A 16242-nucleotide genomic window follows, 5' to 3' on the forward strand; every position below is an offset into this window, starting at 1 on the left:
AAAAGCCCTTGCGAAGCAAGGTATTAATTTCACCACCTAAGAAACCTAAGGCACCCAAGAAACACCTCAGGGATTAGACTTTGAAGGTCAAACGTTCTCCTTTTTTGTCCTCAAAAAACTGACCATGCTGGTAGGCCAGGTGCCCGCTCACTACCGTAGCCTCCACCTGCCCCTTAAAGGTATGCCCTTCAAAAGGCGACCAGGCACATTTGTAATGCAGATTGTCCTTTTGCACCGTCCATTCTTGGTTCAAATCCAATAAAACTACGTCCGCCCAGGCACCTTCGTCCAGGTAACCGCGCTGCTGTACATTGAAACATTGAGCTGGGGCATGGCACATTTTTTCCACAATTTTTTCCAGACTAATCAGCCCCTGGTGGTAAAATTCCAGCATCACATTCAGGGTATGTTGTACCAGTGGAACGCCAGATGGTGCTTGAAAATACGCATTTTGTTTCTCGGCCCAGGTATGCGGTGCATGATCGGTGGCGATGATGTCGAGGCGATCATCCAACAAGGCAGCGAGTAAGGCTTCGCGATGCCGTTTTTCTTTTACCGCCGGGTTACACTTGATTTGGGTGCCAAAGGTGGCGTAATCATCGGCACTGAAATAGAGGTGGTGGACACAGACTTCCGAGGTAATCCGCTTTTCAGTCAGTGGAATATCGTTGCGAAACAGGGCCAGCTCCTCCGCAGTGGAAATGTGCAGAATGTGCAATCGCGTATTGTGTTTTTTGGCCAACTCCACGGCCATACTTGACGATTTTAAACAAGCTTCCACGTCCCGGATAATGGGGTGCATGGCAATAGGCACTTCCTCGCCATAACGTTCGCGCATTTTTGCCTCGTTCCCTCGCACCGTTGGTTCATCTTCACAGTGGGTAGCAATCAACATGGGGGACTGAGAAAAAAGTGCCTCCAGAGTTTGAACATCATCCACCAACATATTGCCCGTACTGGAGCCCATAAACACCTTGATCCCGCATACGTTTTGGGGATTGGTTTTGAGGACTTCATCCAGGTTATCGTTGGAAGCGCCCATAAAAAAGGAATAATTGGCCAAGGATTTTTGGGCGGCAATCTGGTATTTTTCTTCCAGGAGCTCCTGAGTCAAGGTAGGTGGTTTGACGTTGGGCATCTCCATAAAAGAGGTAACTCCGCCTGCTACCGCCGCCCGGGGTTCGGTGTACAAGTCAGCTTTATGGGTCAAACCTGGCTCCCGAAAATGCACCTGATCGTCAATGATGCCAGGCATCAAAAACTTGCCCTCAGCGACAATTTCGCGCGCGCCAACGGCTTCAATCACGCCCCCAACCTTGCTGATTTTACCATTTTCCACCAATAAATCTCCATCGATAATCTGCCCTCGATTGACGATTTGGGCGTTTTTAAACAGAATTCTGGCCATGTGTGTACAGTTGTGGGAGCGAAATAAACCGATTTTGGGCAAATCGTGCGGATAATTTCAGGAAAAATGAGGTATTTCGCGGAAAAAGTTGAGGAGTTGAGAAGTTGAGGAGTTGAGTTCCCGGTCGCTGAGCGGAGTCGAAGCGCGCCGGAACTCAACTCCTCAACTTCTCAACTCCTCAACCCCAACATACAACTATGAAAGAAATCCTCTCCCCCACCTTCAAAGTGGGTATACTCGGCGGCGGCCAACTCGGCAAGATGCTGGGCCAGGCGGCCTCCAATTGGCATTTGCCACTGTATTTTCTGGATGAGTCACGAGATTTTCCAGCCGGGATTGTTGCAGCTGAATTTGTGGAAGGCAACTTTAAAAACTATGACGATGTGCTCGCCTTTGGCCAGGATAAAGATGTGTTGACCATTGAAATTGAACATGTCAACACGGCCGCACTGGAGTTGTTGCAAGCGCAAGGGGTAAGCGTACATCCTCATCCAGAAGCACTGGACTTAATCAAAGACAAAGGTTTACAAAAGTTATTCTACCAGGAGCACAACTTGCCTAGCTCCTATTTTGAATTGTTTGAAGATGAACACGCGGTGCGTCATGCGGTGCACTCCGGTCGTTGGCAGTATCCTTTTGTGCAAAAGTCCCGCACGGCAGGATACGACGGCAAGGGGGTGGCTGTGATCAAAAACGAGTCGGACTTGCAGCACAAGTTATTACAAGGCTCTTGTCTGCTCGAAACCATGGTGGACATCCAAAAGGAATTGGCCGTGATTGTGGCGCGCAATCCAAGTGGCGAAATCGCCGCTTTCCCGGTGGTAGAAATGGATTTTAACCCCGAGGCCAATTTGGTGGAATTCCTGATTTGCCCAGCCCGGATTGACCCAGTCATTGAGCAAACGGCAATCGATCTATCCAAACGAGTCATCGAAACCTTCGGGATTTGTGGATTGCTGGCGGTCGAATTGTTCCTGACCAAAGACAACCAAATCCTGATCAATGAAGTTGCCCCTCGCCCGCACAACAGTGGCCACCATACCATTGACAGTTGCTACACTTCCCAATTTGAGCAACACCTGCGCGGTATTCTCAATCTGCCGTTGGGAAGCACGGCCATGAAATGCCCGTCAGTGATGGTCAATTTGTTGGGAGCTGAAGGTTTCAGCGGGCCAACGCGGTATGTGGGTCTGGAGGATTGTTTGGCTTTGCCGGGGGTTAAGTTGCATTTTTATGGCAAAAGTACGACGAAACCTTTTCGCAAAATGGGGCATGCGACGGTGCTGGCGGAGAGTATTGAAGAGGCGGTAAGGGTGGCGAAGCTGGTGCAGGAGAAGTTGAGCATACAGTGTTAATTTTTTCACCACCTAAGAAACCTAAGGCACTAAAGATACACCTAAGACGATTAGGTAAAAAACTGAGGTGTCCCTTTAGTGCCTTAGGTTTCTTAGGTGGTGAAAAAAATCAAGGTACCAATTTCAACTTATTGAACTGTACCGACTCAATCTTCCCCTTTGAATAAAATAGTGGAAAATACTGATCATTTGCCCACATCTCGAACAAATTGCGGTAATGCGGATGATCAGGGTTCCCCGATTGTCCCGGCGTGTTGGTTGCCAGGCAATAATCCCAATTGCCAGTGTCCACCACCAGCCGAAAACTTGCGCCGTGGGTTTGGTTGTAAGTTCCGGAAGTAGCTCCAACCGTTTGTGAACTTCCACCTCTGGGCAAAGGACCATGATCCAGTTTTTTGCGCAATTCCGGGGCGGCAGCGCTACTCAAAGGATGGCGGATCAGCACATGTTTGTATTGCGCTTGTCCATATTGCCATTGGCTGCGCGTTTGCCCGGACAGGCGAGTCTCCAAATTGCTCATGGCGACCCCGAGGGCTTGGGTCAACAAGGCATTTCGACCTTGCACCGGATTCGCTCCAAACTTTCCGTCGGGCAGCATCAAAAACTCCAAAATCCGGTAGCTTTGTATCGTCACCAATGTACGGGCCTTTTCAGGCAAAAGTATCTTTTCCAATTGGCTGCGCAGTTCCCGTTCCCAGGCATCGTACAGCGTTGCTGCGACGGAATTTTTTTTCAACTGGAAATCCCATTGCAACAATTGTTGGCGGGCCCATTCAGCGCTAGTATCCGCACAAGGTAAATTGCGCAACAAAGGCACCAGGTTCCGGGCAGGAATGGACAAATAATCCGTTTGCAGGTTCATAAAATCCTGTAAAGTATGTCTACGCCCGGCACCCAACACCTCAGCACAACGATCGCCCCGAAAAGGATCAGCCCATTTATACCCTACCGCTGCCCAGTGTTGGTAATCATTGGGGGTGACATTCTCATTGGCCGTAGCCCAAAATCCTTGCTTTGGGTTCAATACACTAGGTCGTTCTAAAATCGGCAAATAGCCCTCCCACTCGTAGCGACCATCACCGGGTACGGGTACCAAGCCACTGTGCTTCCGGCGGATTGGCGTAATGCCCACCGCTTGCCAGCCGATGTTGCCGGTTCGGTCGGCCCAAATCATGTTTTCCGCCGGGATATGACTGTATCGGCAAGCCAGGCGAAATTCCTGCCAGTTTTTGGCCTGCCCCATGCGCAAACTGGCCAAATACGGTGCTCCTCCCACTTCCAACCAGGCGCAACGAACGGCACAAGCTGTTTTTAGGTTCCGATCTTCGTGTACCACTGGGCCGTGGTGGGTGTATTTGAGTTCCACAATCACGGGAGCCTGACCTTTGACCCGGATGGTGTCTTTAATGATGCGCATATTCCGCCATTCCGTGCCGACTTTGTACAAATTGGGATTGCTGGGATGGGTTTCGTATACGTATAGATCTTCAGCATCGGTTGCAAAGATGGTTAGGCCCCAGGCGCCATATTCATTGTGGCCAATGGAGACACCCGGAATTACTGGTTCACCTCCCCCGATCACGTTCCAGCCTGGCCCGACCAAATGCGTCATGTAGCGCAGGGAAGGCGTGGAAATGGCCCGGTGAGGATCGTTGGCCAACATAGGGAAACCACTTTGGGTAAGTTGGCCGCTAACAATCCAGTTGTTACTGCCTACAGTGGAGCTGCGATCAGCCTGGGCCTCAAGGTATTCCTGCATTTCCAGCGCCGCAAGATTGGAGTAATCCTTTGGATTGGGGTTGCGAACAGCACCAATTAAATCTTCGGGTTGAAACTTGAGTGGTTCGCGGAAGGCATTGTACAATTTGAGGACATCCTGCTGAAAAAGCGCCGCTGGGATTTTGGGATCAAGGCGCAAATCAGGTTCCTTTGGGTGAAACCATTGCAATTCTTTCAGTTTGTCGGCTCCAATCAGGGCAATAGCCCGGGCGTTCTTCAATTCATCAGTGACATTTTCCAATAAGCCTTGATGGCGAGAAATGACGATTTCCGGTGTCCACAAGCCCGGTTTGATGCCCAGCAATTTGAACTCAAGAGGAAGCAAGTCAGGTTTTGCTTCGGTTTGGGCAATCCAGGCATTTACTCCAGCTACGAAGGCAGTAATGATTTGTTTGCCCCGGGGATGATAATGGGCCATTTCCTGCTCCATATCCCCACGGAAACGGAAAAGTCGGGCACCCCGGTCGCGATCCAATTCACGTTCGCCCAAAATTTCGGCGACAGTACCCGTTGCTTGCCTGCGCCATATTTCAAACTGAAACATACGATCGCGGGCGGCATAAAAACCCTGGGTAAAAAACAAATCATGCTCGGTTTGGGCATAAATATGGGGGACACCCCATTGATCTGTGATGATTTCCACGGTTCGTTCCAGTTGAGGAAGTTTGAGTTGTTCCTGGGCCTGGATGTTGGTAAGGGCTAAAAGAAGGAGGAAAAAAATGCTGTGTTTCATGTGGCTATACTTGAATACTAATCCTCGGTAAGTATAGCCAAAAAAGCAGAAACGCCAAGTAAAACAGGCTTAAACCCAATGATTATTTTTTCTTGCCATGACCTTTTCCCGGATGTACAGCCTTGGTCGGATGTACTTTGACCGGAGCGGAGGCATCAGCCACCGCATACTTTGGCCTAAAACGCATTTGGTGTTCACTGTTGTAAATTTGTGGATTATCGATGTCGATGTCCAATTCAAATTTGGAAGCGTTGCGCAGGTTGAGGTTGCCCAAACGAGCGGGCAAATCCACTGTAACTGTCCATTTACCCGCCTGAAAATGGATGTACACCCTTTTTTCGATGTCAAAATAAAAGTTGTACTCGGGGAAATACACATGCCGGGTTTTGGCACGAAAGCCATGTGCAGGAGCCCAAGGTGGCGGCCCCTGGCCATTACTTTTGCCTTGAGCAATTATTTCAGTGCTCAAAACGAGGCTTACAAGGGCGCATAGGAGTAATTTATAGATCATATGTTTACTTTTTATACATCAAAAACGACAGGATCGTGGGCTATGGTGTACCGAAGGTCCAAAATACTTGCATTGACGTATAAGGTTTCACCAACCTGCTTGCTTCCATAAGCCTCGTGAATGTGCCCGCACAGATGTACTTTGGGGGCAATGCGCTGGATAACTGGCAGCAAATCTTCGCAGCCCACCAGTTGGCCGCTCGCCGTCCGGTCGTGTATGCCAAAAACCGGACCGTGGGTAATCACGATGTCGCTGTCTTCGGGGATCAAGTCCCAATGTTTCTGGATGGCTGGCCCTCTTTGGCGGTTAAAAGCCCAATCGTAAAACCAGGGTTGAATGGGTGAACCCCAAATTTTGATGCCTTCAATTTCTACTCCTGAATCGTTCAAATAAATCAAATTTTCCGGAATCAGTGCCTGGATTTCAGACTGGGATGCATTTTCAAAGAAGAAATCGTGATTGCCCGCAATGAATATTTTGTAAGCGTAGTCCAAACTGGAAAACCAGTCCAAAAAACGTTCAACTTCGGCCTTCAAACCCCGTGAAGAAACATCGCCAGCATGCAAAATGACATCCCCCGGTGGTAGGTCAAACTGGTGTTTGCCATGCGTATCGGAAATGGCTACAAAACGCATCGTTGTTTAATTTAAGCTGAGTAAAAAGGCCATACTGTCCACTCCATCGGGATAGTCCCAGAGGGCGGGTTCCTGAGACTTACCAAACACGAAAGTTTTGGTTTTTAGTACATTGGGCTGGGCAATGATGCATTGAATGGCTTCGGCCTGGCGCTCCAATTCCAATTCCACTGCCTCCAACGAATCGTAATATTCGTAATGCAGGGAGGCAATCCGGGAATGCAGGGAGGGTTCCTCGATCATCAGGATGCAGCCATTGGCCTGGTATTGCACTTTATTGAGGATGTACAGTGCAAAATTGTAGTCGAAATTGTTCTTGTATTTTTGGTGCAAAATGATGTCGCGGTATTCGTGCAAAGCCTCCAAAAGTGGGTTGAAATCATAACCCCTGGGCAGGTACAACTTGGCCACATTGCGGCAACCCAAACCAAAATAACGAAAGACATCGTGCCCCAATTCATGCAACTCATCCTTACTTTCATTGCCTGTCAGCACGGCCACCCCATTTCGGTTTTTGCGGATGATATTGGGGTATTTGCCAAAGTAGGATTCAAAATACCGCGCTGAATTGTTGCTGCCCGTGGCGATCACGGCATCCATTTCCAGGAGCCGATCGGTGATTTCAAAATAGGCAGTGGTAGCTGGGTCTATTTTTTCCAGCAGTTTTAATAAATAAGGCAAGAGATAAGGGTCTTTTTCCGACAGTTTAATTTTGGCCTTGTGCCCAGCTACAAATACGCACAATACGTCGTGGAAACCGACCAGGGGTAGGTTGCCAGCCATGACCAGGCCAACTGTTTTCATCGAAGTTTCAGCAGGGATAGAATAGCGGCTCAGCCATTCTTCCAGTGCAGCAGCTGCCAAAAACTGTTCAGCGATAGCAGCAATAGCCCGCTCCTGGTTTTCGGCGGTGAACCAGGGATTGTGGTGCGAAGTACGGTGGATGATGGCTTTGAGGTAGTCGTCTTCGCCGCGTAGGTGTTCTCCTAATTTAGTTGCTGCTTGTATACGTTGTGAAAGCGTCATCTTTTTGGATTCTTTCGGCCAACCCGAGATGATCCTCGTGTGTCTGCCCGTATCTTTTTTTCCCACGAATGAATTCGTGGGCTGGTTTATGTTTATGTGTGCCTGCCCACGGCTAAAGCCATGGGTTGCTAAGCTTTTTGGCCAACCCACGGATTTATCCGTGGGAGGCTACCCTATGGCATCAACCCACGAATTTATTCGTGGGAATTTCGTGGGAGTTCGTAGGAAAATAGCGAAGCTAAAGCTGACTCATGTTCCCTTTCGCCGAAGATTTTCGGCCTTCCAAATACACGCGCCAATGCTCCAATGCAACTTTAAAATCATCGGGTAAATCCGATTCAAAGTGCATGAATTTGTTGGTGCGTGGATGTACAAAGCCCAGGGACTTGGCATGCAAAGCGTGCCGAGGCAAGACATCGAACATGTGGTCAACAAAAGTTTTGTATTTACTAAAAATAGTGCCTTTCAGGATCTCGTCGCCACCGTACTTTTCGTCATTGAACAAGGTATGGCCGAGGTATTTCATGTGTACCCGGATTTGGTGCGTACGACCAGTTTCAAGGGTACACTTGATCAAACTCACGTAATACAAACGTTCGAGTACTTCGTAATGGGTCACTGCCCACTTGCCCTGGTCGCCCTCGGGAAAAACAGTGAAGTCCTTGCGAAAGCGGGGATGGCGGCCTACGTGGGCGTTGATGGTCCCCTTGTCTTCTTCGGGTTCACCCCAAACCAGGGCGTAATAGGTCCGTTCGATGGTGTGGTAAAAAAATTGCTTCGCGAGATGGCTGAGCGCAAATTCATTCTTAGCCACCACCAAAAGACCTGTAGTGTTTTTATCGATGCGGTGCACCAAACCCACTCGTTCCTGAAAATTGCCGCTTGACAATTGGTTGGGATCCAGCTTGAGGTGATACGCCAGGGCATTCACGAGAGTGCCCCGGAAATGCCCAACCCCGGGATGTACGACCAAACCAGGAGGCTTATTTACCACCAGTAGATCCTCATCTTCATAGATCACCGTTAGTGGAATATTCTGAGGAACGATGCGGTATTTATCCGTAGTGGATTTGGGTAAAATCAGGGTGATTTTTTGCCCAGGTTTGATCTTAAAATTGGGCTTGATTTCTTGGTCATTGACCAATACTGCCCCGGTTTTGATGGCATTTTGCACCCGATTGCGGGATACGTCCCCGATTCGGTCCATCACAAACTTATCTATCCGCAAAGGTGATTGCTTTGCATCAACCTCAATGATCCGATGTTCGTAAAATTCGTCGCTGAGGTTGTCGGAATACTGATGATTATTCTCTTCTTGTTCAATTGGTTCCTGCTCCATTACTCCGACTCTTGTACATTTTAAAAGGTAAAGGTACGCTTAAGTAAGCACACCTACAAACCAAAGCTGGGAGATTACATTTTCAATTTACACATAGATATTTATTTTTTCCTCAAACGTTACAAACCAAAGTGGATCAAATCGACGTTCTTTTTGCAAAATGAGTTTTATGAACCGAATAAAAATCAGCCTGGCATTTGGAATGGGGTTCTTGATAGTCAATAATTTACAAGCACAAATCCCTGCTCCACAAAAAAATCAAGACATCAACTTACGCAGCACCCAAGCAGCTGCATTTGGGGTACAAGACCAAAGACTGATCGACATGATGATGCCCTTCGTAAAAGGGGTAGGGCGGAGCGTCACTAGCTTGGATAACTTGCGGGAGCAAAGTGTAAAACCCTTCATGATGCCCGTGCGGGAGATCGAACAGGTTGGCACTGAAATGAGTTACACCCTGGCTGCCTGCCTGGAATTCTACTACAATCAGGACAACAACTACAAAATCAACCTTAGTCCCGACTTCATTACCCTCAATTTGTTGGGGCAAAACCGAGGGCTGCAATTTAAGGATGCCTTTCAGTTTTTATCGCAGAACGGAACCGTAGATTCGGCAATTCTGCCCTATGGCTCACAAAAACTGACCAATGCGGTATACAATGCCAGCAAGTTTCGCATCACCAATTACCTGCACATTTTCACCCCTTTGACCAAGTCGCTGCAAAAAATCTTTGAAATCCGCAAAGCACTGGTGCGCGGAAATCCGGTCATCGTGGAGTTCAATGCTGACCCGAGCCTGCTTCAGGCCAACGGCAAAGACATCTGGGTTCCAACCGGGGCACCTTCACAAGTGTACCCCATGGCGGTGGTGAGTTTTAATGAGGACAAAAGGATGATTGAATTGATGAGCCCCTGGGGAAGCGACTGGGGTCGTGCGGGGTATATCTGGATTTCTTACGATCATTTTGGGCAATTGGCGCAAAACGGTTTTGTGGTTTTGCCAATTGGACAATAGACATTGGGTCAACGCCCGTAGAGACGCACGGCCGTGCGTCTCTACAAAAGCCAAGGTGACTTTAATACGCACTTTGGCTTTTTTGTTAAAAATTAACACACAAAACACGGATTCATATAAAAAATCACCTTACTTTTACGAATACAAAGTTTTGCCCGTCAATTGGTCTGAATTAGAATTTATTACACGTCATAATTCCATTTAAATGTTGACTCGACCCATATTCAGGCTGACGCTATTGTTGGCGGCTTTTTCACTTTCCTTCCTTGGTCTGAAGGGCCAAAATGATTGTAATTGCAGTCAATCTCCTATTTTGCAAGTAAAATCAAAATGCTATTTTGTCTTGAGCAAAGCAGACCTGGGCATCTCCAATTGTGCAGATTCTTACATTGTTGTTCAGGACGGAAAAACCAAAAACCGGGACACCATTGACGCCCCCGGTACATTTGATTACAACCTTTACTCAAAAGATGGCCGCCTATTGTGCATCGGCAAAGTAACTGCCGTGGGGGCTTATGGGCCACAATTAGATTCGGTGCGATTTTCGAAGGACACCCTGCCTTTCACCAGCAATATTAACGACCTGATCTGCCAATCTGTTGGGTTGCCGGGTACCTTTGCCTCCCCAAAGTCCTGTTTTTTACTTCGCTATACTGCGGATGGGAAAGTAGCCGAAAGTGAATTTACGACCGACCCCGTTCCCAATCTGGGATTTGCCTTTTTTAGCATGGGTTGCCACGCAACTACCCAATGTGGCATCAACGTCAGAATTGATGATCGAGTTGAGTACCCTGATTGTAAAACCAGCCTGCAGTCTGGCCTGTTTGCAACGATCAAAAGAACTTGGTTGGCCAGAGCTTGTATCAACCAGCCGGAAACTCCATTTGCAACTCAGTATATACCCATTCGCCGACCAACTAAAAAAGACCTGCAATGGAGTATTCCAATTTTTAAATCCAAAGAACTGACCGTCCAATACGGCGATTGTACCCTAGATAAAAGCCAAATCCCACTTGAAGCAATCATCCCGGTTGTAGGCAAGGATCAAGCCCAAATGAATGGCCGGGTATTGGGTTTGAACCTTAGTTATGCGCTAAATGAAAAAATCGATACGGTTTGTAACAAAACGGGGCTAAAATTGCGCAGAACCTACCTCATTTATGATGAATGTAAAGATCAAGTGATCGATACATTTATGGTGAATTTCATTCCAGGGACATCTACTAAAGAATCGATCGTGGCAAATGATGCCGTAGTCAGGGTCAATTTGCCAAAGGATGTTTGTTTACTAAAAATTCCCAATCGAATCGACGCCATTAAAAAGCTTTTGAACTTGACCATCAACCCAAATTGTCCCATTTCATTCATCAATTGGAGGGTGGTAGTACTCAGTGCACCCGGACAAAGGCCTTTTTTCAACCCCATCGAAGTTAAGCCCGACAACGACTCCTTGCGCATCATTGCAGGAAAATACCAGATTTACTTCACGATGCTAGACAGTTGTCAAAATTTGTATACCAAAACGATTGATTTTTCAGTGAAAGAGCCCGGAACGCTAAATGTGACCTGTCCTGCTCCCTTTGGCATCAATTTGATTCCTGTGGGAGAGGTCTACGAGCGAAAAAACCTTAACGGAAAAACGGATCGACAGGCTTGTGGGTTGATTGGTGGTTTGCGCAGAATAGTTTCTCCAGATTGTGTAAACAATTATCTTCCAACAGTCTATAATTCTGACCGAGATCTCGATATTTTGGAACACTTTGAATTGATCAAAACGGGCCCATTTGCTGGCCAGTACTATACTCCTTGGGACGATTTTCTAATTGCCTTTAGTTGCGACAACAACAAAAGAGTGTATTATGAATTACGTTTCGTTTCTGGAAGTGGCAAAGAAGGCATTTGTTCCAGTTATTTTGATGTAGGTTCTCCTACCAATTTATCAGCAAAAATCGAAGTAGACAAGGTAGTGGCAAAACCTGGCAAAAGTACCTGTGTCCCTTTCCGTGTAAGCGGGTTTAACGAAATGGTTGCCGTACAATTCACCGCCAAATTTGATCCCAGTGCCCTATCCTACGATTCCATTCATTTGCCTCCTCATGGTATCAATGTTTTGCATTCCAACCCTGGCAAAACCACTGATCACATCGTTTTTTCCTGGGTTTACAATGGCACCAAAACCGCCTCTTTAAACAATCAGGCTATACTGCTGGAAGTTTGTTTTAGCCCTAAAACACTGGGTATCAGCAAAATTTGGGTAGACAGCACCGCTACCTTGGAATGGATTGATCGGACGGAGGGCAATTACAAGATAAAAACTCAGGTAGGTGAATTTCAAGTGCTAAAGCCGGGTGATTATCAAACTCCCATCAGAGAAATCCAAAGTAATATACCGCTGGAAGTTCAAACAGACAAGCAAAAAATCCCGGATATCAAGGTGTTCCCCAATCCAAGCCAGGATCAAATCTACATCAGTCTCCCCTCATCCTGGACCCCGCAAGGCAAAATTGTATTGAAAGACTTACAGGGGCGAGTCCTCAAACGTCAGGAAATAAACGCCTCAGTCACTACATTCAACTTGGGGGATCAGGTGCCCAATGGAGTACATCTGTTGGAAATACAAAGTCAAAATCAAGTCTGGACACAAAGGCTAGTCGTCCTCAAGCCATAGGTTTACGCCCGCGAAACTCCACTGGCGACATTCCCACCAACTGCTTAAAAGTGGTGTTGAAGGTCGTCTTGGAGTTGAAGCCAGCCTCAAAACCAATTGCCAGAATGGTAAGGTGTCCCAATTTGGGGTCGCTCAGCAACCTTTTGCTTTCTTCAATCCGGTAGGTATTGATGAATTGGTAAAAATTGCGGTCAAACCCTTGGTTGATCAGGTGAGAAAGCTCATGGGTGCTACAATGCATCAATTGAGCCAATTTGGGCAAACTGAGTTCGGGATCGAGGTAAGGTTTTTCACTTTCCATTAAATGCAGAAGTTGCTCTTTTTGAGCCTCATCAATAACTGAAGGGGTTGAATTGATCACGGGTTTTTCCTGAATAATTGCTGCAATCTCCGCCAATTCTTGCGGATCAAAAGGGTAAATCTCTTTTTGTTGAATGGCATAAAAACCCAGGTAAAAGGTGCCCAACCAATAAATCCAGCTCATTTTTCCATCCAAAAAATTGGTGTAAAAGCCGATTTCAATTACCCAAAAAAGCAGCAATATGGCAACACCGTTCAAAAAATAGATGAACCACCGTAAATCTGTGTCTTCCTGGCTTGAGCTCACTCTTTTTAGATTTTGCTGATGCCATAAAATCTGTCGGTAACTCAAAACAATGTAAACCACACATTGTACAAAAATTAAGGCAAAAACAACTATTTCCACAGGTCCTAACACCTGCCCCCGTTCTTCCAAGACTTTAAGTAAAGCCAATTTTTCCGCTTTAGAATCCAAAAAAGCGGGGATACTCAACAGTAAAATCAGGTAACAGGGAATAAAATGCCATAAACTCTGCCCGTAAAATCGCCGACTAGGTTGCACAAAATGGAAAGTTGCCCAATAAAAGGCGGGGGCGATACCAAATATAAAAGGGTCAAAGACATTGTAAAAATGCGGATACTGAAAATAAGTCCGCGAAATAATCAGTGCATCATCAAGTTGCAAAAAACCTACAAAAATGACAAATGTTGCCAACCAGCGATTGGCCAAACGATTGGTGCTTCGTCCCTTTACAAGCAATACAAAGGCCAAATAAAAAAAACTACTGGCGCTAATGGCATTGATGAGCATAACGGTTTCCTGGTCAAATTTCGTCCAAATATAATTGGCATTTGACCAGGAAACAGTAGTACAAAAAGATTTAACGCAGCAATAACAATAGGTCATTGTTCAAAGCCGTGCGTGCCTCAGTTTCGGCTTTGTTGCCGCCACTGTAGCTGTTGTAACAAACGATGAGCACCAGCTTTTTCTCCTTGTCCAAAATCAGGCTACAATTAAAGCCCCCGGTTCCGCCATCGTGAAACAACAAAGTACCGGTTCTATCCTCCGTTTTTAATTGGTGCCAGCCCAGGCATACTTCGACCATTTCCGTCAGGTTTTTCGCATTTTTTAGCGTAGACACCTGGGCAGTGCTCATGGCCTGACCGAGTGGGGTATTGGGTGGATTGAGACAGGCAGCCCCGTATTTGAGCAGGTCGCTGGTGGTCGAGCGCAAAACCCCAGCCCCATCCAGGGCGCCCAGGCTTTCCCACAAGTCCACTTTTTTTCCGCCCCGGTGGCCATCGGCCATGCGGATTTTTTCTTCTGCACTCAATTTTGCTTTGGTCTCAAAAAGGCCCAATGGTTCGCACACTTTCGTGCGTAGGTAATCGCCATAATTCGTTTTGTTTTCTCTGGCCAAAATTGTCCCCGCCAAACCCAAGGCAGTATTGGAATACTCGTAAGTGGTGCCAGGTGTAGCGTTCAGTTTTCCTTTTTCCAAATAATCAAACAACTTGGCTTCGCTATAGCGGGCCAGTTCCTTGGCATCATCGTTCAGCAACAAATTCAGGTTGCTGGGGAAATAAGCTAAGCCCGAGGAATGGTTCAGCATTTGTTTAAAATTGACGGTCACCCCACCCTTGCTTAATGTCGGAATTGAACTGGGTAAAAAGGGTTGAATGGGGCTCTCCAAACTCAGTCCTTTTTCATTCAGCCATTGTACCATCGCCGCTGCGGTAAAGGTTTTGGTGATGGAGCCAATTTCAAAAAAGGTGTGGGCATCCGGGACTTGTTTGCCTCCTTTTTTGATTTCTCCATAGCCATAGGTGCTACTTGCCCCGTTTTTCCAAATCCCCACAGTCATGCCCACGGTGTTGAGGGCATTGCGGTGCTTTTGGACCAAAGCGTCTACATCTTTGTCCAATTGGCTGGACAAGGGGTTGGTGCTCAACTCGGCGGGAGTGATAGGGTCTTTGGTACAGCCCAGGATCGATCCAGCGATCAATAGGCCAATCACAATTGCATTTTTCATGTCGGATGTATTTTTCGACAAAAGAAGCCGCAATTGTTGGCCGGAGGGTTCGGATGGATAGAAGCGAACGTTAAGAAAAAGCTAAAGCAGGTTTATTTTTCAAACTCCACAATGTGCTCTGAACGATAGGCCCCCAAATCGGAATACTTAAAAAACAAACGCGCTCGTTTACCCAATCGCAAACAGGTGTTTTTATTGGCGATGTCCTCCGGGGTATTCATAGGTTGTAGAGATGGGTACCATAAAATATGCCCTGGGCGTTTGAGCAACAATTTGGGTTTGCTCCATTTTTGGGAATTATCACCTTTGCCTAAATCAGGGTTGGTATTGAAGGAAATGTACAATTCATCCCCTTGCCAGGAAGGGCCTTCCACCTTGCCCATCAGCATCACCCAACAATTGAGGTAGGTGTTCCAGCTCACCGATGGGCCCCAGTGAAATTGGCCTTTGGGCGAAGAAGCTGGGCCGCCACCCGCCTCACGAGGTATCTGCAGGGAAGCCACTGGTGCACCGATGCCATTGTAAGGGCGGGTAAAAGCCTGGCCATCCCAACGCTTGGCTTTGCCCACTGGATTATCCAGGTCGCTCAATTTGATGCGGGCTATGCTGATGCATTGTCCGCTCCATTCTTTGGTAGGGTCGTAAGCAGTGGAATCGTATGCGCCCGGATAGCCATACTCTCCATAAAACAAATACAAATAATCGCCACTGGCCACCGCGGAAGGGTCCCCTACTCCACCCGCAAAGGTATTCGAAGTATTAAAGGGTTTGAGGATCATTCGGGGCTGCAAATCTTCGAGGAACAAGCCACGGTTGTCCCAACTGCGTCCACCATCCTGGGATTTCATGATGCCAATGCGGCACACCGCAGCGGGTGAGGCGGGACCTGTGAGGCCTCGGGGCCAGCGATAATTGATGTATCCTTCCCCCGTAGCTGAATCATAGGGCAAGGTTTGGGGGTAGTTTTCGTTGTGGTACACTGCGTAGAGGGTGCGGCCACTGGGGTCTTTGGCATCCTGGTACACGGTTTCAAACCAAGCCGCCCCATGTAGGCCTGGGGTACCAATGGGTACATTTTTGGGCATCCGGGGCTCGGTGAAGTCTTCTTTTTTGCTGCTGAATGCCTCATCTGCGTTGCGGCCATTGGCAAATTTCAGGTCGCGGGCATCGCCCCAAAGGGGGTCTTCGCCGTATTTGCCAGGGAAGATGCGGAAGGTATCACCAATCCAGGCCTCCGCCATGTTGCAATCCACAAAGGAGTTGAAATAAAAGGTGTCAGCAGGCAGGAGTTTGAATTGGGGCTCGGCGGCAGTTTCTTTGGGTACTGGAATACAACTTTCAGCCCAAAAAAGGCTCAGCAACAGCAACATGGCTGCTTGATGGAGGAGGCTAAACTTGCGCATGGTGTAGGTTTTCTGATTTTTAGAAAACTAAGGAATG

The 16242-nt window shown here is 47.4% G+C and carries 12 protein-coding genes; 3 read left to right on the forward strand and 9 right to left on the reverse strand.

Going from position 1 to position 16242, the window contains the following annotated elements; translation table 11 throughout:
* Nucleotides 1-73 precede the first annotated feature (73 nt).
* Nucleotides 74-1408 (reverse strand): dihydroorotase, encoded by a 1335-nt coding sequence (locus ACO08K_RS27585; RefSeq protein ID WP_421799721.1) that lies wholly within the window; start codon nt 1406-1408, stop codon nt 74-76.
* Between the two features lie 197 nt (nt 1409-1605).
* Here ACO08K_RS27585 and ACO08K_RS27590 point away from each other — a divergent pair, with 197 nt between their 5' ends.
* Nucleotides 1606-2763, forward strand: coding sequence for a 5-(carboxyamino)imidazole ribonucleotide synthase (locus tag ACO08K_RS27590; protein WP_421799722.1), 1158 nt, complete (start codon nt 1606-1608; stop codon nt 2761-2763).
* Between the two features lie 109 nt (nt 2764-2872).
* Here ACO08K_RS27590 and ACO08K_RS27595 read toward each other — a convergent pair whose 3' ends face one another.
* The 5 genes from ACO08K_RS27595 to ACO08K_RS27615 all read right to left on the reverse strand — a co-directional run bounded on the left by ACO08K_RS27595 (nt 2873) and on the right by ACO08K_RS27615 (nt 8786).
* On the reverse strand, nt 2873-5275 hold the full coding sequence (locus tag ACO08K_RS27595) for a penicillin acylase family protein (RefSeq protein ID WP_421799723.1): 2403 nt from the start codon (nt 5273-5275) through the stop codon (nt 2873-2875).
* 82 nt (nt 5276-5357) lie between these two features.
* Complete coding sequence (locus ACO08K_RS27600; RefSeq protein ID WP_421799724.1) at nt 5358-5786, reverse strand: hypothetical protein; 429 nt, start codon at nt 5784-5786, stop codon at nt 5358-5360.
* 11 nt (nt 5787-5797) lie between these two features.
* Nucleotides 5798-6421 (reverse strand): metallophosphatase domain-containing protein, encoded by a 624-nt coding sequence (locus tag ACO08K_RS27605; RefSeq protein WP_421799725.1) that lies wholly within the window; start codon nt 6419-6421, stop codon nt 5798-5800.
* A 6-nt stretch (nt 6422-6427) separates the two neighbouring features.
* Nucleotides 6428-7447 (reverse strand): acyl-CoA reductase, encoded by a 1020-nt coding sequence (locus tag ACO08K_RS27610; protein WP_421799726.1) that lies wholly within the window; start codon nt 7445-7447, stop codon nt 6428-6430.
* Between the two features lie 238 nt (nt 7448-7685).
* Complete coding sequence (locus ACO08K_RS27615; RefSeq protein WP_421799727.1) at nt 7686-8786, reverse strand: RluA family pseudouridine synthase; 1101 nt, start codon at nt 8784-8786, stop codon at nt 7686-7688.
* Between the two features lie 169 nt (nt 8787-8955).
* Between ACO08K_RS27615 and ACO08K_RS27620 the strand changes: the two genes are divergently transcribed.
* Nucleotides 8956-9801, forward strand: coding sequence for a C1 family peptidase (locus ACO08K_RS27620; protein ID WP_421799728.1), 846 nt, complete (start codon nt 8956-8958; stop codon nt 9799-9801).
* 343 nt (nt 9802-10144) lie between these two features.
* Entirely contained in the window at nt 10145-12469 is a 2325-nt protein-coding gene (locus tag ACO08K_RS27625) for a T9SS type A sorting domain-containing protein (protein WP_421799729.1), read from the forward strand.
* Here ACO08K_RS27625 and ACO08K_RS27630 read toward each other — a convergent pair.
* The 3 genes from ACO08K_RS27630 to ACO08K_RS27640 form a co-directional block, all read right to left on the reverse strand.
* A complete protein-coding gene (locus ACO08K_RS27630) occupies nt 12459-13676 on the reverse strand; it encodes a helix-turn-helix domain-containing protein (RefSeq protein WP_421799730.1) in 1218 nt (405 codons plus the stop codon). The genes ACO08K_RS27625 and ACO08K_RS27630 overlap by 11 nt on opposite strands.
* Entirely contained in the window at nt 13651-14802 is a 1152-nt protein-coding gene (locus ACO08K_RS27635; protein ID WP_421799731.1) for a serine hydrolase domain-containing protein, read from the reverse strand. The genes ACO08K_RS27630 and ACO08K_RS27635 overlap by 26 nt, the downstream gene beginning before the upstream one ends.
* A gap of 92 nt (nt 14803-14894) precedes the next feature.
* A complete protein-coding gene (locus ACO08K_RS27640; RefSeq protein WP_421800584.1) occupies nt 14895-16172 on the reverse strand; it encodes a hypothetical protein in 1278 nt (425 codons plus the stop codon).
* Between the last annotated feature and the right edge of the window lie 70 nt (nt 16173-16242).

Source organism: Haliscomenobacter sp., assembly GCF_965225875.1.
GTDB lineage: Bacteria > Bacteroidota > Bacteroidia > Chitinophagales > Saprospiraceae > Haliscomenobacter.

Excerpts from the sequence above, each read along its gene's own strand:
- ACO08K_RS27605 (WP_421799725.1), bottom strand. The coding sequence starts at position 6,421 with ATGCGTTTTGTAGCCATTTCCGATACGCATGGCAAACACCAGTTTGAC.
- ACO08K_RS27635 (WP_421799731.1), bottom strand. The coding sequence starts at position 14,802 with ATGAAAAATGCAATTGTGATTGGCCTATTGATCGCTGGATCGATCCTG.
- ACO08K_RS27610 (WP_421799726.1), bottom strand. The coding sequence starts at position 7,447 with ATGACGCTTTCACAACGTATACAAGCAGCAACTAAATTAGGAGAACAC.
- ACO08K_RS27585 (WP_421799721.1), bottom strand. The coding sequence starts at position 1,408 with ATGGCCAGAATTCTGTTTAAAAACGCCCAAATCGTCAATCGAGGGCAG.
- ACO08K_RS27640 (WP_421800584.1), bottom strand. The coding sequence starts at position 16,172 with ATGTTGCTGTTGCTGAGCCTTTTTTGGGCTGAAAGTTGTATTCCAGTA.
- ACO08K_RS27600 (WP_421799724.1), bottom strand. The coding sequence starts at position 5,786 with ATGATCTATAAATTACTCCTATGCGCCCTTGTAAGCCTCGTTTTGAGC.
- ACO08K_RS27630 (WP_421799730.1), bottom strand. The coding sequence starts at position 13,676 with ATGACCTATTGTTATTGCTGCGTTAAATCTTTTTGTACTACTGTTTCC.
- ACO08K_RS27620 (WP_421799728.1), top strand. The coding sequence starts at position 8,956 with ATGAACCGAATAAAAATCAGCCTGGCATTTGGAATGGGGTTCTTGATA.
- ACO08K_RS27590 (WP_421799722.1), top strand. The coding sequence starts at position 1,606 with ATGAAAGAAATCCTCTCCCCCACCTTCAAAGTGGGTATACTCGGCGGC.
- ACO08K_RS27595 (WP_421799723.1), bottom strand. The coding sequence starts at position 5,275 with ATGAAACACAGCATTTTTTTCCTCCTTCTTTTAGCCCTTACCAACATC.
- ACO08K_RS27615 (WP_421799727.1), bottom strand. The coding sequence starts at position 8,786 with ATGGAGCAGGAACCAATTGAACAAGAAGAGAATAATCATCAGTATTCC.